The following is a 20,646-nucleotide window of genomic DNA, read 5'->3' on the forward strand; positions in this document are numbered from 1 at the left end:
CGGATTGTTGTGTTGCGGACCTAATTGCTTCTACGACGGACGCTCCGGTGGCCCTGAGAGAACAGGGTGTCCCTGCGCTAGTCGTTGTCGCGGTCGTTGGTGCTGCTGCGGTCCACCGCGCTGATGGAAGCGGCGCAGCCACCAGTTTTGGGGGAGTGGCGCCGGGGAGCGAGTACGCCGGCGAGGTCTTGCACTGCAAATGTTCCCCCGCGCGATTCAGTGGCTGTCTCCGGCCGTGGTGCGCGGCGGCGTGCGCCTTCCACAGCAAGAGCGGCACGGCCGACATGCACGATTTCTGAGCCGGATTCGTTTTTACCGCATGACAGTAGATTGTGCTACGGCGCCCGGATTGCGCTCTGAGTAGATCGTTTCCTAAAAAGCGTCACTTGGAAGGTGTGACCGGTTCTACAGTCACGCGGCGCTCGATGACATGCGCAGGCTTCCGGGGGCACACAGCAATGGTCGGTTGAATTGGCCGTCGAGTGACGAGGCGCAACGGCGGGCGGGACACGCGTTAGGCCTCTGGTCGGGCCAGGGTCGGTGATGGATGGCCGGCTGTGACAGCCAGGTCCTCAAGGGAATCGCTGCAGGTAGGCGTTGTGGTCCGCTAAAGGGCAGACCTGTTGCTCGGTGGCGAGGTCGGCCGTTACCTCTTGTGCCCAAGTCCGGCCCAGGCGCCAACGACTCGGAGCGGCAGGTCTGGAGTATGTGGGCGCGGCCGCCATTGACTGTTCGGCACTATCCCCGGCTCAACGACCTCGAGGCCGTCGAACAAGGCAACGACTTCGTCTTTGTCACGTAGCCAGAAGTCGCTGCGGCCCTCACGGCGCATCCGTTCGACCTCAGCGGCGACCTCTGGCGTGAGGAAGTCGCCCGTAGCATGTGTGACTGCCAGGAAGCTGCCTGGTGCCAGGGCGTCCATAAGCTCCTGGACCAACGGCTGCGCGGCCCCCGGGCCATCGATGAAATGCAGCACCGCGACCAGAATCAGACCGACCGGCTGGTTCAAGTCGAGCGTCTCCAGCAGCTGTGCACTGCGCAAAATACTGGCCGGCTCGTGCAGGTCAGCGTGAAGGTAGGCGGTCCGGCCTTGCTGCGAGCTCGTCAAGAGGGCGCGAGCGTGGTTGGCCACCAGCAGATCGTTGTCGACATAGACGACCCGGCTGTCCGGCGCAACAGCCTGGGCCACCTCATGGACGTTGTCCTCTGTAGGTAGCCCTGCGCCGATGTCGAGGAACTGCCGTACACCCCGCTCAGCGGCCAAGTAGTGAACCATTCGGCGCAGCACGTCCCGGTTCTCGACCACGCCCTTGCGGATGTCGGGTTCCAGGCGCTCGAACTCAGCGGCCGATTCGCGGTCGGCGGCGAAGTTGTCCTTGCCGCCGAGCCAGAAGTTGTACCGCCGTGCAGGGTGAGCGACCCAGGGCTGGATGGCGGCGAGGCGCGCTGTGAAGTCATCGGCGGACAGGCGCTCGATTGCCGCGAGGCCGATCTGAGGAACGTCTGCCTCCCGAGGGTCAGCTCGTATTGGCGAAGCATCATCGGCCTTGGTTCCGATGTCCGGTTCCGGGGCGGCCCCGTACCGGCTGAGACGCCGATAGGACTCGCGATCCAACCTGGCGGCGTGGCCCACGGTCGTGCAGCTCCATGAGCGGCCGGGAGGACCTTCCTTCTCGATCAGCCCAAGATCAGTGAGTTTGCGCAGCATTGTGTTGAGCTGGCCTTCGCCCGGGGCGCTGCCTGCTTGCACGGTGATCGTGGGCCGGAGGTCTGCGTACCTCAGCGGCGCATCGGCAAGAGCTCGCAAGATGTGCTCGTACCAAGGGTTCTTGATGAGCAGTGTGAGGATCTTCTCGGCCTTGCGGTATGTCTTGCGCCCGACTGCTGCCCATGCGTTGACTTCATACAGTTCCGGGTCGGGGGAGTCGGGCTCCGGTCGCCATCGTGTGGTGGGCACGACACCGGGCTCCACCAACTGAAGATTCTCGAAGAGCGCCGCGATTTCGTCGCGGTCACGCATCCAGAAGTCACTCTTGCCCTCGCGGCGCATCCGCTCGTGCTCGGCTACAACGTGGGCGGGCGAGAAGTCGTCGGTCACATGAGTGACGGCCATGAAGCTACCCGGCGCCAAAGCCTCTATGAGTTCGTCGACCAAGGGCTGGCCAGAACCCTCTCCGTCGATGAAATGCAGCACTCCGAAGAGCAGCAGAGCCACCGGCTCGGTCAGATCAAGGGTCTCGCGCAGCACCGGATGCGCGAGGATTTTGGCCGGCTTGCGCAAGTCCGCGTCGATATACGCCGTCTTGCCCTGCGGGGTGCTGGTCAGCAGAGCACGTGCATGGTTGGCCACCAGCGGGTCGTTGTCGACATAGACGACGCGGCTCTCCGGTGCTGCCGCTTGGGCGACGTGATGAACGTTGCCAGCGGTGGGCAGGCCCGTGCCGATGTCGAGGAACTGCCGCACACCCTGCTCGACGAGGTATCGCACGACGCGGCGTAACAGATCCCGGTTCGCGCGCACGCCGACGCGGACACCCGGATAGAGCTTCTCCAGCGCGTCGCCGGATGCGCGGTCGGCCGCGAAGTTGTCCTTCCCGCCCAGCCAGTAGTCGTAGCGGCGCGCTGGATGTGCCACCGAAGGGTTCAGCCCTCGCAGGTGGTCGGCGATCTGGCGCCGGATCGACTGATCGTGTGCGCGCCGCGCGGCGGGCTGGGCGTTTGTGTCTGCGGATGCTGCGCCCTCATCGACGTTGCCGCGTAAGGCCCACAGGTGATCGAAGTAGTCGCGGTCCTGTTTGGCCTGCTGGCCGGTTGTGGTGAGTACCCACGGGGCTTGCTTGCCAGGTCCGTCTTTCTTGATCAGGTCGAGCTCGCGCATCTGCCGTAATGCCCGGTTCACCTGGCCCTCGCCCCGCGGCGGTTCGGGCTCGGTGAGACCCATCAGGAACGCCTTGATGTCGACGTACTGCTGGGGTCCCGTCGCCAGCAGGTCCAAGATGGGCCGATGCCAGGGCTGGATGGCGATCTCGTCGAGTACATCTGGCGACGATCCTGCTGAGCCGGGCGTACCCACGCCGTGTTCCTCCCCGTCGGTGCTGACGGACAGAGTTTCTCACATTTTGCGTAGGGCCGAGTACCACGCTTGTCGATGCGTCGTAGCCGTCAACCCGGGCGTTGGCAGCGAAGTTTGTCCATGCACGATGCATCGCTGCGCAGCTACGTAGACGAGCAAGACGGTCCTACGTAGAAGATCCGATGCGACTTCCGCCGCATCTTCACGACACTTCCTTTCGGAAAGGCCCGTGCCGAACTACAGGCGTCACGGCCTTGTCCGCAATCCGGTACACCGATCAGGGGGAAGCAGGATGACAGCGGCCATCACCCACGAGCGAGCAGTGCGGGCGTTCTACGACGACAGCCCCGGAGGAGAGGGCGCCGGACGGGCATACCTGACTCTCATGGGCGACGTCTGGCATCACGGCGACGCCGCGGTGGAACAAGCGGGCGGATCACCACGTGACGCGGCGCTGGCCATGCAACGGCGCCTCATGGCGCTCGCGGGCGTCGCCGCGGGCGAGCGAGTACTGGACTTCGGCAGCGGACTCGGTGGCGCCACCTGCGAAATGGCCCGCGCAACCGGAGCCACGTTTGTCGGTGTCTCCAACACCGAGACCCTCAACGAGCACGCCCGCGCGCTCGCGCACGAGCGGGGACTGAGCCGGCAGACCAGCTTCGTGACGGTGGGCGACCTGGACTACCGCACCTTGCTGGCCTGGCCTGACGGCAGCTTCGACGCTGTCGTCTTCCTCGAATCAGTCTGCCACCTGAGCGACAAACCAGCCTTCTTCCGCGCCGTCTTCCGCCTCTTGAAGCCCGGCGGCCGGCTGGTTGGTTTGGACTGGCTGCAGCGCGCCTACGGCGACCACCAGACGCCCGAACAGATCGATCACTTCATCCGCCCGGTGTGCGAGCACATCCGTCTCGCCGGCCTCGGAACGCTCGACTCGTACGCCGACATGATGGCCGACGCCGGCTTCACCGTCACGCACGCCGAGGACGAGTTCGCCGGCCGTCCGTGCTGGGGATCCACGCCGGCGCAGGACCGGGAGGCCTGGCTCACTTACAGCGATCTGTTCCGCAAAGGCAAATGCGCGCTCGACGCCGCCCGCGAGGCTGGAGTGTTCACGGTCGGCTGGTGGGCGGCGACCCGACCGTCTGCGTGATCAGACCATGCCCGGCGGCTGACGACTGACACGACGAAGGGCAGCAACCATGGGGGATGACGTGCTTGTCACTGGGATGCAGCGAACGGCGGCGGCAGGTGACAGTCGGCCGAGACTGCCGGGCAGACCCGCTTCGGCGTCGCGGGCGGAGGGGGTCGAAGCGGCGATGGAACCGGCGGAGCCGGCGTCAGGCGACGCTTCGGCGGAGCACTTCACCTTCGGACGCCGTCTTCGCCGGGCCCGCCTGGCCAAGCAATGGTCTCAACTGCAGCTGGCCCACCGTATGCGTGCGGTGGGCAATGCCCACCGCGGCGCTGCGGAGGTCGCGTCATTGCTCATCATGCTGAGCAAGTGGGAGAACGATCGCAAGCGCCCCAATCAGTACAACTTGCATCTACTGGCTGCGGCGCTTGAGGTGGAAGTGGGAAGCCTGCAGCTGCCGGTCGATCCTGACTTCGTGTTCTAGTTGCCCAGTCTTTTCGGCGACTTGCTGAGCGGCTTTCAGCGATTGCGGCGAGTGTCAGCGCGGTCCGGCTCTGTTCCGCTGAAGACGGCAAGCGCCCAGACGAGAACACCGGCGTAGACGTGCAACGTGTCGGCGAATTCGACCTGCCGGTTGACGCCACCGTCATCGGTGACGGTAGCGATGTCGTCGTATGCCGTGACTGACTCGCCTTGCAGGCGGTAGGTGATGAGTTCCTTGAGGTGCTTCCGAGCGTGTGCCACGGCCTCGTTCTGCTCTTGAGCGACCCGGTCGCCGTCGCCGTCGCCGGTGAAGCGAACCTCGGGCAGGTAGTGTCCCCAGGCCGCGATCACATCGGACGGGCGAATGACCGTGGATCCCGGTGGCGGGGGCGTCTGATCGGCGGCTACGGCTTGGGCGACCTGGCTGGCGTAAACGGCGTAGATCGTCGCGGAGCGGGCCAGCACCACGATGGCTTGCTCGTAGTGCTGGTCAGCGAGGTGCTGCAGGTCCGTGAATGCGTGCAGCGCCGGCGTGTCCGCGCACTCGGCGGCGCGTTGCGCTTCCATGAGCGATTCGACCTGCATGGCTTGGGCCGCGACCCACTGCAGGTAAGCAGCGGACTGGTTGCACGCCGTTCCCATCGCGATGAGTGTTCGGCGTACGTCCGCTGGCAGGCGCACGCCCATGTGAGGCTGCAACAGCTGCTGCGTTGTCACACCCATGCGCGCTCGTCTCCTGTCAGTCGGCTACGCCCTTGTCTGCGCCCCGTGGTGACATCCATTCGGTTGTTGGCTGCCTATCTGGCTGTGCACCGCCCCTCAAGACGGCGTAGGAGACAACCCCGGACAGCCCCAGACAGCTACCTCGCTGAAGGTATCTCGCCGAGGGTCGAACCCGTGGATGACGTTTCCGAAACTGTAGACGCTCAGCGATTCAGCGCCGCTTCTTGCCCTGGATCGCGTGCCGAGGCACACGTCCTCCGAGCCCGCCCGGACCGCGAGCCGATCACGGCCTCGACCGTGGCCCGGCTACCCCAGCGCCGCCGCAGCCTCCTTGTTCGACGTCTTCTCGTACTGGCGTGCCGACGTGCAGAGGCGTCAGTGCCCGGCACTGCTGCGTGACCACCGCGCTTCACCCTCGCGCCGCTGCGTCGCGGCGCTGTGTCCTGCGAGAGGTTGCCTGCTCATGACCTGCGCTATCTCACGACGTGCCTGCTGGCTGCAGCGCCGACCGCCGCCGCCACTGCCCCGGCTGCGGCCGCGGCGTCGTCGGCACGCCCCGACCATCGAGTCACCGACCTCAGGCGCCGCCACCATGGTTGTCACTCTGGCCTTGCGCAACCCGCACGAAGGGCAGCTACGTTCCTACGCCGCTGCGGTGTCCACCCCCGACAACCATCACGCACGTTCCCGGCCGATGTCGGCTGACTGCAACCCGGAGGGTCACGGCCCCGCTGCAGTGACCGGGTCGGCGGCTGAACCGGGCACTTCGTCGGCGGTCACCGGCCGGCGCAGCGACGACGCGTCACCTGTCCGTGGTACCCGCGGGCGCCCGGTCCCGCTGCGGTTCCTCACCGCCGCGCCCGTCGCCGACCTGCCGTACGCCGACGTGCAGGAAATACTGCCCGGAGCGCCGATCGACGCGCACCCCGGCGACCCGGGAACCTGCGTGGCGGTCCATCCGCGCATTGTGCTGCCGCTGTTCGACAACACAGGACGCCCTTTCGCCCTGATCAGGCCTACGCAGACGAGCGGCGACACCTGGCTGCCCGTCATCGAGCTGCAGCCCGGCTGGCTACGCGTACTGCTGCCGACACGCCCCCATGGCGCCTGCGGCTGGCTGGACGCGGCCCGCGTCACGCGCGAAGTCAGCCGTCATGAGATCCGCCTTCACCTGGGTAGAGCTCGACTACAGCTGCTGCAGGAAGGGCGCCCAGTAGGGACCTGGGAGATCACCACGACGCCCAGCGTCGCGTGCGCCGCAGGCCGCACATTCGTGCTCGCTGTCGTGCGGCGCACACCCGACACCCACCCGATATTGCTGCGCCTGGCCGCCCATGCCTGGGCGGACCAGCCGGGACTGCTGACCATCAGCCGGCAGCGCACGTTAGGCGCCGAATTGCACAACGGTGTCGGCATCGGGGTGCCCGACGCCGCGATGGCCGCACTCGCCGCCGTCACACCCGGCCCCCTCGTGCACATCGACACCCGCTGACTGCCCTGGCAGTCCAAGTCCACCACACGAACTATGGAGCACCCATGCGACTCGATCCGTTCAGCGAGCCCTACAACCGCGACCCTGCCGCCACCTGGCGGCGCATGCTGGCCACCGCAGCACCGGTGAGCTACGACCCGGAGCTCGGTATCTGGCTCATCGCCGGACACGACAACGTCCGTACCGTCCTGTCGGACACCACGAACTTCAGCAACGCCACCACCCTCGCCCCGGTCACGCCGGTCAGCGCCGCAGCCGACGCGGTCCTGGCCGCCCTCGACGCCCCTCCTGTGGCCGTCACCGCGGACCGGCCGCACCACCTGCGCACCCGCGCGATCCTGCGGGCACTTTTTCCCACCACAGCCGTCCGCGCGCAGCAGCAGTGGGGTGCGCTCGTCCAGACCCGCGTCGACCACCTGGCCACCGACCTCGAACAGCAGAGCACCGCAGACCTGATGCACTTCGCCGTGCATCTGCCGCTGTCCGTCATCCTCGACGTCCTGGGTATGCCCATCACCGACGCCACCGATGTGCGCGCCTGGACCGACGACTTCGCCCGACTCGTGTGGGGCAACCCGACCCCGCACGCTCAGTTCGCGTATGCGCACTCCAGTGTCGCTCTGTGGCGGTACTGCGCCGACGCGGTCACGGCCCGTGCCGAAAGCGGCGACTACGGCTGCGGGCTGATCGGCGACTTGCTGCGCTACCGCAACCACGACGACGCGAACCTCACCGTCGCCGAGGTCGCCGCGCTGGCCCTCAACATCGTCGGCGCCGGCTGGCAGACCACCGCCGGAGCCCTCGGCCACGCCCTGGACCAAGCCCTCACCGACCCCGACCGCTGGGCTCGGCTGGCCGACGACGAGCACTCCCTGAGCCTGCACGTCGAGGAGACACTGCGGCACAGCCCTCCTATCGACGGCTGGCTGCGCCAGAGCACCACCGAGGTCACCCTCGATGGGGTCACGATTCCCGCGGGAAGCCGCTGCCTCGTGCTCATCGGCGCCGCCAATCACGACCCCGCCGTTTACGACCAGCCGTACGTGTTCGACCCGCTGCGCACCCGTGCCGGTCAGCACCTGGCCTTCGGGGCAGGGCCGCATTACTGCATCGGTGCCGCCCTCGCCCGCCTCGAGCTGGCCACCGCGCTACGAACCCTCGCTCGCCGTATGCCGAACCTCTCACTCGCTGCCGGGTACCAGCGACAGTTCCGTCCCAGCGTCGCGCTGCGCCAGCACACGTCATTACCGGTGCGGCGCCGCGACGCTAGGCGATGCCCCGTTGCCGGGACTGCCGGGCGGCCGCGGTGAGTGCCCGGCGCACTGTCGCTGTTCAACCACCGAGAACATGTGCAACGGCCGGCGCGGGATCGGCGATCGACGGCCGCCTGCAGGCAATCCTCGAGCGCATCCTTGCAGCGGAGCTCACCACCATCGGCTTTCCCGCCGCCCGCGACATTGACTACCGGCCGCTCGCGCCACTATGGGGCCGGCTGCTCAACAACGTCGGCGACCCGAACACCGACCCGCTGCATACCGGGCACGTACACGACCTTGAACGCGAGGTACTCGACTTCATGGCCGACCTCTTTCGCGCCCCGTCCGGCTGGAGCGGGTACGTCACCAGCGGCGGCACCGAAGGTAATCTCTACGGCCTTTGGCTAGGACGAACGAGGCTGTCGAACTCTGTCGTCTACCACTCCACGGCAGCGCACTACAGCGTTCCTAAAGCATGCCACCTCCTCGGCCTGCCCGCCGTCGAAGTCACCACGACGGCCACCGGCCAGATGGACTACTCCGACCTGACCCGCAAAGCCGCGCGGCACCGCAGCCGACCGGCGATCGTCGTGGCCACCATCGGCACCACCATGACCGAGGCCGTCGACGACGTCACCCACGTCCACAACGCGCTGGACGTCGCCGGTATCCGGCACCGCCATGTCCACAGCGATGGCGCCCTCGCCGGTGTCCCGCTCGCGACCACTACCAGCCGGCCTGCGTTCGATCTGGCCGACGGCGCCGACAGCATCAGCGTGTCCGGCCATAAGTTCTTCGGGACCCCGGTGGTCTGCGGGATCGTCCTGAACCGCCGTAAGCCCGAAGAGTTCAGCCCCACCGTGCCCTACCTTGCCACCTGCGACACCACCATCAGCGGGTCCCGCAGCGGCCTCGCCACAGCGATGTTGTGGCATGCGACCACGTCCCTCGGCGCAGCCGGGCATGCCGACCGTGCCCGTCGCGCCCGCGAGGTCGCCGCCTACGCCGTCGAACGTCTGCACCACGTCGGATGGCCGGCGTGGCGCAATCCGTTGTCCTTCACCGTGCTGCTCAGGCCGCTTCCAGCCGACATGGCGGCCACCTGGCCTTTGCCAACTGAAGGCGACTGGTCCCACGTCATCTGCATGCCCGGCGTTGAGACGTCGCACATCGACCACCTCGTCGACACGCTCGCCGCATACGCCAGCGACCCAGATTAGGGTCCTCAGTCGTTGTTAGTTGCGTGCTGCGAGGGCGCGGAAACACTGTAATGGCTCAAGGCGATCTTATCGCTGCGACTTCTTACCTACCCCACTGTGCGTACTGCTCATGCAGGACGATCAGATCGCGGTGACACTGTTCTCGTTCTTGTTCATCAACAGCAAGATCAACGAGAGCGCTGAATGACTTATCTGCACGGTCGAAGTCGGCGCGCGCACCGTCGCGTTCGAGGCGTGTGACGAGCAGCGGCCCGAGCAGCTTGTGAGCCCGCCGAATAGCCGGTCCGGTAATCCGCGGATGGCGGAGAGCTCTTTCGGCCAAAGCGATGGCGTCATCGAGGTCAGATGCCGCGTCAGAAGGCATGAATCGACTGCGCGACGCTGTGACGCCCGCAAGGTCGAGCAGCCTCATGGCGTAGGCAGAGTCTTCGTTCGCCGTGTGTTCGAGCAGCCGCACGAAAACGGCGACAACGGTCTCTGCCAGTACTGGGTCGTGTGTCTTCAGCCACTGCGCCCGAACGGCTGATGCATGCCCTTGCAGCGCGCGCAGCAGAGCGGTCGGCTCGTCCGTCTCCGCGCCACGCGCGATGGCTTCATCGACCTCCTGGCGTAGCTGAGGTGCGACAACACCCCCGTTCGCCGCGTACATCCATACGGCGAGAGCGACGTACGCGTGTGCGTCTTCCGCGCACGCCAACTCCGTCGCGCGCAGGCGATGCACCACGATGATGTCGGCCAGAACACCGATTGGCAATGCCGCGCCCTTGCGGCGCTCATGCAGCATCGCATCGAGTGCCTGCCATGTATCTGCGAGCGCCGCGCTCTCAAGTGCTGCGTCGGCACTACGGCGGTCTACACAGTCCTCGACGCGGCGGCGCAGCCGCGCTTCGACGGGGGGAGACGCTTTACCGCGCCGCCAGAAGGCCACCGGCCGAGATTAACCGTCAGCGGCAAGCCGATCCAACGCTACCGCCACTGTGCCGGCAGTGCGCCACCCGCCAGCCCAGCTCCCATCGTCCGGCCATCGCCGGCGCTGCGACGCCGCGATCAGCAGGCGACGACGTCCCGGCAATCCACCGAAGGCGTAATGCGGGTTAGTGAAGGACAGCGCTGGACAGCGTCGGACAACTGCCATCGCCATTGCCGCGAAGGCAGAGTGGACGGCGTGACCGACCGGCATCCCTAGGAAATGTTCGGCGATCGGGCGACGAGCGATGGATATTCGTACGAGGGACGTCGATCGTCGCCTCGAGTAGCGATTCACCGATGCGCCGATGAACGTATCGGGCGGATTCCCCGCTCTGCTCGGGTCAACGGCCGGCACTTATCGGCCGACTCTCGCTGACCACGTGCGATTGCCCCCATCAATCGCACGTGGTCAGCAAACAACGTGACGACACTCGAACCAAATCCGAGGGGATGAATGGTGCTCTCGATTGCTGCGCCGGATGCGTCGTCCGCTGATGGGAAGGTGGCTGCTGGGCGTTCCGCGTCGCTGCATGGCGGCACGGAGCGGGCGGCCTATCCGGTCGCCGCTGACCAGCGCGGCTGCGAGCGGGCGGTGAACCAGCCGCTGGTCGTGCGAGCGCGTGCAGTGCCCAGCGAATTCGGGCCCGCACACATCGCGGAACGGGCATGGCTACGAGCCGCCGCCCTTCGTCCCGCTGCGATGATCGCGGTTTCGTCCGCCGACGGTGGAGTCGGCCGCTCCACCCTCGTCGCCGCGCTCGGCGACTTGCTTGCTCTTGCTGTTCCTGGACCGGTCGTCGCCGTCGACATGCACCCCGTGCCTTGGGGTGGCCTCGGCGAACGCATCGGCAGGACTAACGCCGGGACTATGTGGGATGCGGTTCGCGACCTGCATACCCTGACCGGCCGCCACGAGGTCGAGCGGTGGACCCAGCGCAGCCCCTCGGGGCTCCTGGCTCTGGTGGGGGAAACCGAAGGGAAGGGCCGGCGCCCGCCACGCCACGATGAAGCCGCCGCGGTCGTCGAGGCGGTGCGTCGGCTCTACCCGCTCACGATCTGCGATGTCATGCCCGCCCTGATCGCCGGCGTATGGCGCACCCTGGCTGCCGCGTACGCGCCGGTGCTGGTCGCGCGAGCAACTACCGACAGCCTGCAGCACGCGATGCGGCTTCTCACCCACCTCCGCGCGGCTGGAAACGGCGCCGTCGTCGACCAAGCAGTGCTGGCCGTCATCGCCGCCTCTCCGACCACCGACCGCACGGTGCGCGCCGTCATGCGGCAAGCAGCCACGGTCGTGCCGGACGTCGTCTCGATCCCCTACGACCCTCAACTCGCCCGGCCGGAGCCGGTCGACGCGCGCCGCCTCAAGAGGCAGACGCGGACCGCGCTGGTGCAACTGGCCGACGCCGTCATCGGGCGGTGCGCCGATCCCCGGGTCGCCTTACCCATCGCCGCCCGAAAGGAGCGCGCCTGATGATCTTCACGCTGACTGCCTGGCTCGCCGTGCGGCTTCCCGCCGCAGCCCAGCACACGTTGGCGGCACCCGGGCCGACGCCGACGCCGACGAAAGGCCCTGGCGGGTTCGACTGGACCAAGGTTCGTCCGGACGGCTCGGAAATCCCGAAGTCGGACATTTTCTACACGATCATGAGGTCAGTGATGTGGCTCGGGATCGTGGCCGCCTTCTGCGGCTTGGTCGCCGGAGCTATCGCTTTCGGTGTCGGCCCGATTTTCGGTGCCCACATTGTCTCCGATCGCGGCAAGAGCATGATGTGGCGCAACGGCCTCGTGGCGATCATCGTCGGGTCTTCCACCGCCATCGTCGCCGGTCTGCTGGTGCTGTGACGCCGTGATGCCGACTTCAACCACGGCGTCAATTGGCGGTGGCCACAGGCTCATCTGGTCACGGCCGGCCGGTGTGCTGGTCCGGGCGGCGGTCCTGATCGCCGTCATGCTGGCAGGGTTGCTCGCCGGAGAGGGCCGGACCGAAGCCGCCCCGGCGCCCACGCCGAGCCCGTCCAGCCCGGTTGATGCCGCCTGTGCGGCTAAGGCGGCGGGGTCGGTGGCGTGGTGTATGCCGTGGGCGACCCGGGTGGATGAGCCGGTGCCTGGCGGTCGCTCGCACTGGGTGACCCAGTGCAGCAAGGCGAACAGCGACGCCGACAAACGCTCGTGCGCCGCCGCGTCCATCACACTGGACCCTTCACCGCGCGACGGAACCATATCGGTGTTGATGGACGGTCCCAGCACCGGCAGCGGCGCTGCCGGACTGATCAACTGCTCCTTGATGCCGCCGCCCGGTGGTGCCGGAAATCCGCACCAGTGGGACAGCAAGCGGTTGGAGTGCTTGAGCCAGGTATCAGTCTGGTCTGCGCAGTTGTACGACCCCGACCCGAAGCAGCCGAATTGCCCGGTCGCCGACGTCAACTGCAACATTCAGCGGGGCGCGCAAGAGGTCCTGGACAAGGGCGTCAGTTCAGGCATCCAGGGCTTGGTGGACGTCGCTGTGCAGGGGGCCGTCTTCCTGCTGTCCAAGCTGGCCACGCTGGTCTTCAAAGCGACCACGATCTCCTCGCCTGACGAGGCCTTCTACTCCACCTACAACTCCGTCGCCGGCGTGCTCATAGGGCTGATCTTCGTGTTCTTCATCGTCTCCACGGCGATCAGCGGGTTACGCTCCACCGCTGGCCCGGGCCCGGTGGCCACCCTCGGGGGCTTGGTCCGGGCAGTGCTGGGCACCACCTTCGCCGGCGGTATTGCCTACACCATCGTCGCCGCCTGGGACCAGGTCACTAACGCCGTCATCGACGCCAACGCGCGCACCCCGTACGACGCGTCATGGCTGGTTTCCAGCCTTACCGATTTGTCCGGCGGCGCCGGAACAGCATTGGTCGCATTGCTGCTGTCGACGTTCGCCTCGGTCGGCCTCCTGCTGCTGTTCGTCTTCATGCTGTTCCGAGGGCTGCTGGCCACCGGTGCGGCGCTGTTCGGGGCGATGGCGATGACCGGGCAGGTCAACGCGGAAACCCGCCACTGGGGTCGCCGCTGGTTCTGGACGATCAACGCGCTCGGCAGCAGCAAGTTCTTCATCGCCGAACTGTGGATCTACGGTTCCCGGTCGGCGTACGGCTCGGACAGCTTCATGAACGCGCTACGTGCCGTGCTGCTGATCTGGCTGATGGTCGTTGCCCCGTGGATTCTGCTGCGCTTGACGACGATGTGGGACGGCTACCTGTCCGATGTCAATGCCCACGCCGTGCTGTCCACCGCCGGGAATCCGCTGCAGCTGGGCGCGGACTTCATCGATGGTGCTCGCAGTGGCGCCGCCGACGCCGGTGGCAACTTGAGCAGTGGTGGCAGTCCGGCTTCTGGTGCTGCCGGGGTGATGGACGAAAACGTCGCCGGCATGCCCACGACACCGCTGGACAAGGTGGGTGAGGCCACGGGGATCGGTGAGGGCACCGGGCGGCAGGCCGCGGATGCCGCCGCGACTGGCGGCGACGGCGGTCAGGTAGGCGAACCGGCTGGCGATGCCGCAGCAGAGCAGGGCGGCTCGGGCGCGGGCGACAACGCGAACGCCGAAGAGGCCGACGGTGTGGAGGCCGGCGCCCGCAGCGCGCAGCAGGATGCGGCGGCCGGTCAGCTAACCGCGCCCGGTGACGCCGGCGGCGCACATGGGTCGCTGCCGGTCACCCCCGGTGGGGCGCAGAGCGCCGACCCGACGGGCGGCGCCATACCGCAGCCCGGCGCAGCCGGTGCGGGCACGGTGCCCAGTGCAACCGAGCCTGCCAGCGCCGAGCCATCCGCTGCTGGCGCGACAGGGACACCTGCGGCGTCGTCCGCAGCCGGGAATCCGGACGACAGCCGGCCGGGCGCAGGCGAAGGCCCGCCCGCCCGGCCAGCAGGCGGTTCCGGTGCCGCGCGGTCCGGTGGTGGTGACGGTGCCGCCGCAGCGGCCGCTGACGTGCCGATCGTGCCGCTCTAGCCACATCTGACGGGGAGATAAGCCGATGCAGTTTCAGTTTCCGCCGCGCTCGACGCGCGGTGCGGTACTCGGGTTCGCCTGGTCCCAGATCGCCTTGGTGATGGCTGGAGTTATCGCCGCCGTGGTGGCCCTTAACCTGCTGGTCGCCGGACATCGCGGCGCCGCGATCGCCGCGTTAGTCGCGTGCGTTCTGCTGGTCACGCTGGGACTGCTGCGTTTCAAGGGGCGGCGGGTCACGGAGTGGGCTCCGGTGGTGGCCGGGGCGCTGCTGCAACGCCAGACGGGGCAGAACGAGTACCGCGGCGGCCCTTACGCGCCGAACGGTGTGCAGCGGTGGATGGACCTGCCGGGACCGGCCGCCGCCTACGTGTGGCTGCCCGCAACCGCCGTGGACGGCACCACCCAGATCGGGCTGCTGCGCCATCGCCGGGAGAAGACGGTGACCGCAGCGTTGGTCTGCTACGGCGCCAACCTGATCCTGGCCGACCGTGACGTGCAAGCGCAGCGGCTGACCGACTGGGCCCAGCTGCTCAACATCCTCGGCAGCGAGTACGCCGACGCGGGGATGATCCGCTGGTCGGTGACGTCTCGTGCCGTGCCGGACACCGGCAACGCCGCCCAGCGGTTCCTGGTCAACAGGGCCGTCGACACCAGCAGCGCGGCGTACCGGTCGTTGGCGCAGCTGACCGCTGCGGCAGCACCAGCGGCGCAACGCCACGAGATCTACCTGTCGGTGGTGTTCGACATCGCCCGGCTGTCCGGAGAGATCGCCCAGGCTGGAGGAACGGACGCGGCGATCGCCGCGGTCGTTCTGGACCGGCTGACCGGCATCGAGTCCGCCGTAGTCGAAGCCGGGATCACCACCGGCGGCTGGCTGTCTCCGCGCGCTTACGCCGCCATCATCCGCACCCAGTTCGACCCCGACGATCAAGAAGTCGTCGACCTGCGCGCCAGTACCGCCCCCACCGAAAACGGTTCAACTGCGGCGGGAGTCGAGCCGCGACTGGCCGGACCGGTCGCCGCCCGCACGGTGGGCTGGAACACCTACCAGCACGACTCGGCGTTCTCCCGCACGCTGTGGGTGGCGCAAATGCCGCGGCAACTGGTCACCGCGACGTGGCTGAGCCCGCTCTACATGCGTACCACCTGTCGCCGCACCGTCACCCTGGTCGCGCAGCCGGTCCCGGCGGCGGTGGCGCAGCTGGCCACCCGCCGGGAGAAAGTGTCCCGCGCCGGCGACGAGGTCACCAAACGCAGATTGCGCCTGGTTAGAACGGCTCGGGAGGATGACGAGGCCCGCGCGGTCGAGCAGATCGACCGTGAGCAGGCCGCGGGGCACGTGCGCTACCGGTACGCGCTGCTGGTCACCGTTACCGCCCCCACCATGCCCGACCTCGACCGCGACGTCCGCTCGGTGAAACGGATCCTGTCGCGCACTGGGTGCGAGGCCATCGTCCTGGCCGGGGAACAGGACCAGGCGTTCGCCGCCGGGGCGCTGCCCTTGGCCCGCGGGTTGAAGCCCGCCCGGGGGTGGTCCGCGTGAGCCGCCGTATTCTGCGCCGTGAGGGATCCCTGGCGGATCGCATCGAGCAGCGAGCCGCCGCGCGCGACCTCGCCCGGGCGCAGGCCGCGTTGGAGGGGGAACAGCGCACGCTGGCGCGGCAAGAGGACCGGCTGCTCGGCCCGGTGCCGGTCGGCCGGCGCGGCGCCTACGGCCGGGCGGCCGGGCGGGTGTTCTGGCAGATGCAACTGCCGCCGCTGACCACTACCTCCGCCCAGCTCTGCTCGGTGTACCCGTTCGTGTCCGACCCGGGTCTTCCGGTTGACGGACCACTGATCGGCTTGGAGGTCTACAGCAAGTCGGCGTTCACCTTCTCCCTGCACGAGCTGTACCGCGCGAAAATCATCACCGCTCCCAACATGGTCGTCACCGGCGAGATCGGCAGCGCGAAGTCGTCGCTGCTGAAAACCCTGGCGTTCCGCGGGATCCCGTTCGGGACCCGGTTCTACGGCACCGACTACAAGGGTGAATACGAACAGCTCGCCGCAGCCGCTGGCATCACACCGGTCCGGATCGGCCCAGGCTTGGGCGTCATCATGAATCCCCTCGCCGGAATCCGCCGCTACCCGCAGCAAACCGAGGCCCAGTGGCGGCAGTTGCAGCGCTCGCGCCGGCTGCTACTGCTCGAAGGACTCCTGGAGATCCAGCTCGGCGGGCCGCTGCAGGAAGCCGAGCGCTCGCTGGTGGAGTTCGCCGTCGATGCGGTAACTCGCGAGCACGACGCTTCCGCAGATCGAATGGCAATCCCCACGCTGAGCGTGGTCCTCGCCGCCATGGGCCACCCTGAGTTGTGGGTGCACCGTCTCGACGGGCTGCATTACCCCGTCACCGTGTTCGTCGATGATTCCAGGCGCGTGCGTCTGGCCCTCGAGCGCTTGATCAGTGGAGCGCTGGGTGGGGTGTTCGACGGCCCGGTCGAATCCAACGCCCGCCTGGACTTCACCCAGCCCGGGGCGATCCTCGATCTGCGCACGATCCGCGCCAGCGATCAGATGACCGCGATGGCGATGACCTGCGCCCAGTCCTGGCTGGAGACGGAGCTCTCAGCGCCAGACGCCCCGCCGCGGGTCTGCTTCTACGACGAGTTCGCGCTCATCGCCCGCCACCTGCCGCTGATCCGCCGCATGCGCGAACAGTTAAAACTGGCTCGGGCGCTGGGTATCGCCAACATCTTGGCATTCCATCGCTTCTCCGATCTGGCGGCGTCCGGCTCGGCCGACTCCGAACAGGTTCGCATCGCCCGGGGCCTGATCGAGGACTCCGGCGTACGGGTCACCTACCGCCAAGCCACCGGCAGCCTGGAACAGGCCCGCGAGTTCCTCGGCACCTCCGACGTCGAAACCGACCTGATGCGCTACCTGCGCCAAGGCGTCGCGCTGTGGAAGATCGGCACCCGCTCCTTCGTCGTCAAACACCAGCTCAGCCGGGTTGAGACGGCGATGGTGCACACCGACAGCCGCATGGAAACCGATGAACTGGCCGCACCGGTCGACGACGCCGACTACGACGCCCGGCTGGCCGCCGCCACCGACGGAACGGCCGCGTGATGGCCCGCCCACCGCTGTCCTCACCCGGACACCGCCCCCCACGGCAGGGCCGGGCCCGCGCCGACATCCTCGGCCGGCTCATGCTGCTCGTGCTGTTCACGGTCGTCGCCGTGGTCGGCCTGGTGTCACTGTGGACGGCCGGTCAGCTATCCGCCCTGCTGGCCCACCACCGTTGGACGGACACCACGATCGGCCAGATGCCCGGGATCGTCGTGCGCCTGACCGCGCACTCGAGCCATCCCGCCGACGCGTGGCCGGCAACGGCCCGCCACGTGATCGGGGGCCCGTGGCTGCTGTATCCGCTGTGGGCGCTCACGTTCTTCGGCATCCTCGCCGGGATCGGCGCCCCAGCCCTGCACCTAGCCAAGACCCGGCGGCGCCGCAGCGGCTTCGCCACCCACAGCGATCTGCACAGGACACTGACCGCCGACGCAGTCCGCAGACGGGTCGACGTCGTGCGTCCCGGCCTGACGATCGTCGACACCGACGACCAGCTCACCCGCGCGGCGAAGACGGCCCGGCGCCGTGACCCCCTCGAGGTCGCCCGATTCCTGGGCAACGACGCCACCAGCGGCCGGCCGCTGTACCTGGCCAACGAATACACCCTGCTCGCCGCTGCGGTGCCGCGTTTCGGCAACAAAACCACCCGGTATGTGATCCCGGCAGTGGCCGATGCCCGTGGCGCGGTCATCACCACCTCCACCCGTCTGGACGTCGCCGAGATCACCTACGACCGCCGGGCCGCGATCGGTCCCACCCACATCTTCGAACCGCAAGGCGAGATCCGCGGCGTGCCCCGCATGGCGTGGTCGCCGATCGAAGGCGCCGACGACCAGATCGTCGCCATGCTCAGAGCCAACGGCTTCGCGGCCGGCTCGGGCATCGGCGACGAGAGCGTGGAGAACGGCAAGTGGTTCCGCGACCAGGCCGCCACCATCCTGCGCGGGCTGCTGCACGCCGCCGCTCTTGACGAGCACGCCACCATGCTCGACGTCCTGGCTTGGTCGCAGAACCCGGCGAACTCCCGGCCGGAACGGATTCTGCGCGCGCACGGCGTCGACGCCTGGGCCGACCGGCTGGCCCGGCACCGCGAGACCAGCGGCCGGGCCCGCGACACCATCCAAACTGTTGTCGCTGGCGCCCTGGATGCGTTCAACGATCCCCGCGTGCTGACCGCCTGCTCGCCGCCGCGCGGGACGCAGTTCAAGCCCGTCGACTGGCTGCGCGAGTCCGGCACCATCTACCTGGTCGGCACCCGCGACGCTCAAGCCCTGATCGCACCGCTGCTGGCCGCTCTGAGCGAGGACATCCTCTACCAGGCCAAACGCCTCGCCCTGACCGCGCCAGGCGGGCGCATCGAACCGCCCCTGCACCTCATCCTCGACGAGATCACCAACATCGCGCCCCTGCCGTCGCTACCGAGCTACATGAGCGAGGGCGGCGGTTCTGGAGTGCGCCTTGATCTTTTCGCCCAGAACGAACACCAGGTTCGCGAACGATGGGGCGACAAAGGCGGCCGAGCCATTATCGCCGCCGCCAACGCCCGCATGATCATCGGAGGGAGTAACGACCTCAACGCCCTACGCGATGCGCAAGCGTTGGCCGGACAGGTCACTGACATCACCTCCAGCCACTCCTGGGGCGGCGGCCGGGCCTCGGTCAACGAGAGCACCCGCCGGGAGAACCTCCTGGATCTGGCCGACCTGCGCACTCTGCCTGAGGGCCGCGCGCTCGCCCTGGTCGGCAACCTCCCACCGGTCGAACTCGCCGTACCGGCGTGGTGGGAACGCCCCGACGCCGGCGAGCTGACCGCCGGCCGCGATGCCTTCCGCAAACGACTCGCCGAGGCAGCCTGATGGACGCCTTCGACTTCCAACTCCCCGACGACTCGCCCGCGGACATGGTCGCGATTGCTGAGCTCGCTGCCACCGTGGCCCGGCTCACCGAGGCCGTCGACAACCTGCACCAGCAATACCTCACACTGGCCGACACTGTTGCCCACGGCCAGAACGCCGGACCGCGCAGGGCCCCGCCGAGCGTGCCGTGGCCGCTGCGCTGGGCCGAGCTTGACCGCGACGGCGCCGCGCAGGTGTGGGCGTGGCTAATCGACTGGGTCGGGTGGGCCGTCGACCGTTACCAGCTGGTCGAAGAGATCCCGGCCTGCTGGTACCAGCATCCGCCGCTGATCGAGGAATTGTCCGCGCTCGCTGCCGCCTGGCACACCGCCTACGACGACGCCGCACCGGCGGACGGGCCGCTGCTGTGGCACGAGCGCTTCGCCCGTGCCCGCCTGCGGTTGCGCGACTGGGACGACTACACCCGCTGCCGCAATGGCACCCACAACGACCGGCACCTCGACCTTGACTGGCCCGACGCGTGGCGCGAGGCCGCTGTCCTGGTCGCTGACGCCGACCTCACCAATCGGTCATCCGCAGAGCCGGCCGGCAGCCCGCAGGAGGCGACGTCATGACTATGCCCGCCGAAGTCACCTCGGACGCCGCCTGGGACCGCCTCACCACCGTCTTGCGGGCCATGTACCGCGACGTCGATGACCTCTACCAGCGCATCAGCGAACCCGAAGCCGACGAGGAAACACCGCAGCCAGAGGAGACCGCACCCGTGAGCGACCTGGACGCCCAATACGAAATCGACGCTGCCGACCGTGCGGCCGAATACGCCGACGTGGAACGCGAACGCCTCGACGCCGAAACCGACGGCCGCCTCGACGGCGACTACGACATCGACGCCTACGACGAACCGGGCCTGGAGGACTGATGTCCGCCCACACCACCCCCGGTCGCGACTCCAACATCGGCCATGACACGGCCGCCGACCGCTCGGCCGGGGAAAACTTCCTGGCTTATCTCGACATCCTTCGCGCCCTCGACGAGCAAGGCGCGGGCGTCAACAGTGCACTGCTCGAGGCGCACACCGCTACGACCGTCGAGCAACGCCGTACTGCGCTGACCCGCCTTCACGCCCGGTTACGCAATATGGCCGCCACCGCCAACGACGCTCTCGGCAACTGGCCCGACCCTGGTGATGTACCGGCATGAGCAGCCGTAGGTGGGCCGCCGTCTGCGGCCTTGCCCTGGCCGTGACGGCGGGATGCAGTCCGGCCGGCGGCCTCCCTACGACGGCCGAGCGAGCCGTCGCCAGCAGCGGTCACCCTCCAGCCGTCAGCGGACCACGTCGTAACGCCGCG

The 20,646-nt window shown here is 68.1% G+C and carries 17 protein-coding genes; 14 read left to right on the forward strand and 3 right to left on the reverse strand.

Features of this window, described 5'->3' with window-relative positions; genetic code table 11:
- Positions 1 to 646 precede the first annotated feature (646 nt).
- Positions 647 to 3,073 carry an SAM-dependent methyltransferase gene (locus IT780_RS42135; RefSeq protein ID WP_307831379.1) on the reverse strand — a complete coding sequence of 809 codons (2,427 nt, stop codon included), beginning with the start codon at positions 3,071 to 3,073 and terminating at the stop codon, positions 647 to 649.
- 292 nt (positions 3,074 to 3,365) lie between these two features.
- Between IT780_RS42135 and IT780_RS25950 the strand changes: the two genes are divergently transcribed.
- Both IT780_RS25950 and IT780_RS25955 read left to right on the forward strand, forming a co-directional pair.
- Positions 3,366 to 4,223: an SAM-dependent methyltransferase gene (locus IT780_RS25950; RefSeq protein ID WP_199514270.1), complete on the forward strand. Its 858-nt coding sequence runs from the start codon at positions 3,366 to 3,368 to the stop codon at positions 4,221 to 4,223.
- A gap of 166 nt (positions 4,224 to 4,389) precedes the next feature.
- Positions 4,390 to 4,689, forward strand: coding sequence for a helix-turn-helix domain-containing protein (locus IT780_RS25955; RefSeq protein ID WP_199514271.1), 300 nt, complete (start codon positions 4,390 to 4,392; stop codon positions 4,687 to 4,689).
- A gap of 35 nt (positions 4,690 to 4,724) precedes the next feature.
- Here the strand turns inward: IT780_RS25955 and IT780_RS25960 are convergent, their stop codons facing one another.
- Entirely contained in the window at positions 4,725 to 5,411 is a 687-nt protein-coding gene (locus IT780_RS25960; protein WP_199514272.1) for a hypothetical protein, read from the reverse strand.
- A 592-nt stretch (positions 5,412 to 6,003) separates the two neighbouring features.
- On the opposite strand from IT780_RS25960, the gene IT780_RS25965 reads away from it, so the two are divergent.
- From IT780_RS25965 to IT780_RS25975, 3 genes are read left to right on the forward strand one after another with little or no spacing between them, the layout of a single operon-like run.
- The gene (locus tag IT780_RS25965; protein WP_199514273.1) at positions 6,004 to 6,903 is read left to right on the forward strand and encodes a hypothetical protein; all 900 of its coding nucleotides are present in this window, start codon (positions 6,004 to 6,006) and stop codon (positions 6,901 to 6,903) included.
- A 44-nt stretch (positions 6,904 to 6,947) separates the two neighbouring features.
- On the forward strand, positions 6,948 to 8,213 hold the full coding sequence (locus tag IT780_RS25970; protein ID WP_199514274.1) for a cytochrome P450: 1,266 nt from the start codon (positions 6,948 to 6,950) through the stop codon (positions 8,211 to 8,213).
- Positions 8,210 to 9,379, forward strand: a complete 1,170-nt coding sequence (locus IT780_RS25975) for a histidine decarboxylase (RefSeq protein WP_199514275.1) — start codon at positions 8,210 to 8,212, stop codon at positions 9,377 to 9,379. The genes IT780_RS25970 and IT780_RS25975 overlap by 4 nt, the downstream gene beginning before the upstream one ends.
- A gap of 82 nt (positions 9,380 to 9,461) precedes the next feature.
- On the opposite strand, the gene IT780_RS25980 is transcribed toward IT780_RS25975, so the two are convergent.
- A complete protein-coding gene (locus tag IT780_RS25980) occupies positions 9,462 to 10,307 on the reverse strand; it encodes a hypothetical protein (RefSeq protein WP_199514276.1) in 846 nt (281 codons plus the stop codon).
- A gap of 495 nt (positions 10,308 to 10,802) precedes the next feature.
- Here IT780_RS25980 and IT780_RS25985 point away from each other — a divergent pair, with 495 nt between their 5' ends.
- The 9 genes from IT780_RS25985 to IT780_RS26025 all read left to right on the forward strand — a co-directional run bounded on the left by IT780_RS25985 (position 10,803) and on the right by IT780_RS26025 (position 20,497).
- Positions 10,803 to 11,822 carry a MinD/ParA family ATP-binding protein gene (locus IT780_RS25985; RefSeq protein ID WP_199514277.1) on the forward strand — a complete coding sequence of 340 codons (1,020 nt, stop codon included), beginning with the start codon at positions 10,803 to 10,805 and terminating at the stop codon, positions 11,820 to 11,822.
- The gene (locus tag IT780_RS25990) at positions 11,822 to 12,193 is read left to right on the forward strand and encodes a hypothetical protein (RefSeq protein WP_233413496.1); all 372 of its coding nucleotides are present in this window, start codon (positions 11,822 to 11,824) and stop codon (positions 12,191 to 12,193) included. The genes IT780_RS25985 and IT780_RS25990 overlap by 1 nt, the downstream gene beginning before the upstream one ends.
- Positions 12,194 to 12,266: 73 nt before the next feature.
- Positions 12,267 to 14,333, forward strand: a complete 2,067-nt coding sequence (locus tag IT780_RS25995) for a hypothetical protein (RefSeq protein WP_199514278.1) — start codon at positions 12,267 to 12,269, stop codon at positions 14,331 to 14,333.
- A gap of 25 nt (positions 14,334 to 14,358) precedes the next feature.
- Positions 14,359 to 15,876, forward strand: a complete 1,518-nt coding sequence (locus IT780_RS26000) for an SCO6880 family protein (protein ID WP_199514279.1) — start codon at positions 14,359 to 14,361, stop codon at positions 15,874 to 15,876.
- Positions 15,873 to 17,441, forward strand: coding sequence for a putative type IV secretion/conjugal transfer ATPase (locus tag IT780_RS26005; RefSeq protein ID WP_307831381.1), 1,569 nt, complete (start codon positions 15,873 to 15,875; stop codon positions 17,439 to 17,441). Before IT780_RS26000 ends, IT780_RS26005 begins: the two co-directional genes overlap by 4 nt.
- The gene (locus IT780_RS26010; protein WP_199514280.1) at positions 17,441 to 19,297 is read left to right on the forward strand and encodes a type IV secretory system conjugative DNA transfer family protein; all 1,857 of its coding nucleotides are present in this window, start codon (positions 17,441 to 17,443) and stop codon (positions 19,295 to 19,297) included. The genes IT780_RS26005 and IT780_RS26010 overlap by 1 nt, the downstream gene beginning before the upstream one ends.
- Positions 19,297 to 19,911 (forward strand): hypothetical protein, encoded by a 615-nt coding sequence (locus IT780_RS26015; protein WP_199514281.1) that lies wholly within the window; start codon positions 19,297 to 19,299, stop codon positions 19,909 to 19,911. Before IT780_RS26010 ends, IT780_RS26015 begins: the two co-directional genes overlap by 1 nt.
- A complete protein-coding gene (locus tag IT780_RS26020) occupies positions 19,908 to 20,216 on the forward strand; it encodes a hypothetical protein (RefSeq protein ID WP_199514282.1) in 309 nt (102 codons plus the stop codon). Before IT780_RS26015 ends, IT780_RS26020 begins: the two co-directional genes overlap by 4 nt.
- Positions 20,216 to 20,497, forward strand: a complete 282-nt coding sequence (locus tag IT780_RS26025) for a hypothetical protein (RefSeq protein ID WP_199514283.1) — start codon at positions 20,216 to 20,218, stop codon at positions 20,495 to 20,497. Before IT780_RS26020 ends, IT780_RS26025 begins: the two co-directional genes overlap by 1 nt.
- Positions 20,498 to 20,646 lie beyond the last annotated feature (149 nt).

It is taken from the genome of Nucisporomicrobium flavum (genome assembly GCF_016464385.1).
In the GTDB taxonomy this organism is placed as follows: Bacteria; Actinomycetota; Actinomycetes; order Mycobacteriales; family Micromonosporaceae; genus Actinoplanes; species Actinoplanes flavus_A.

Excerpts from the sequence above, each read along its gene's own strand:
- IT780_RS25950 (WP_199514270.1), top strand. The coding sequence starts at position 3,366 with ATGACAGCGGCCATCACCCACGAGCGAGCAGTGCGGGCGTTCTACGAC.
- IT780_RS25955 (WP_199514271.1), top strand. The coding sequence starts at position 4,390 with ATGGAACCGGCGGAGCCGGCGTCAGGCGACGCTTCGGCGGAGCACTTC.
- IT780_RS25960 (WP_199514272.1), bottom strand. The coding sequence starts at position 5,411 with ATGGGTGTGACAACGCAGCAGCTGTTGCAGCCTCACATGGGCGTGCGC.
- IT780_RS25965 (WP_199514273.1), top strand. The coding sequence starts at position 6,004 with ATGGTTGTCACTCTGGCCTTGCGCAACCCGCACGAAGGGCAGCTACGT.
- IT780_RS25970 (WP_199514274.1), top strand. The coding sequence starts at position 6,948 with ATGCGACTCGATCCGTTCAGCGAGCCCTACAACCGCGACCCTGCCGCC.
- IT780_RS25985 (WP_199514277.1), top strand. The coding sequence starts at position 10,803 with ATGGTGCTCTCGATTGCTGCGCCGGATGCGTCGTCCGCTGATGGGAAG.
- IT780_RS25990 (WP_233413496.1), top strand. The coding sequence starts at position 11,822 with ATGATCTTCACGCTGACTGCCTGGCTCGCCGTGCGGCTTCCCGCCGCA.
- IT780_RS26000 (WP_199514279.1), top strand. The coding sequence starts at position 14,359 with ATGCAGTTTCAGTTTCCGCCGCGCTCGACGCGCGGTGCGGTACTCGGG.
- IT780_RS26010 (WP_199514280.1), top strand. The coding sequence starts at position 17,441 with ATGGCCCGCCCACCGCTGTCCTCACCCGGACACCGCCCCCCACGGCAG.
- IT780_RS26015 (WP_199514281.1), top strand. The coding sequence starts at position 19,297 with ATGGACGCCTTCGACTTCCAACTCCCCGACGACTCGCCCGCGGACATG.
- IT780_RS26020 (WP_199514282.1), top strand. The coding sequence starts at position 19,908 with ATGACTATGCCCGCCGAAGTCACCTCGGACGCCGCCTGGGACCGCCTC.
- IT780_RS26025 (WP_199514283.1), top strand. The coding sequence starts at position 20,216 with ATGTCCGCCCACACCACCCCCGGTCGCGACTCCAACATCGGCCATGAC.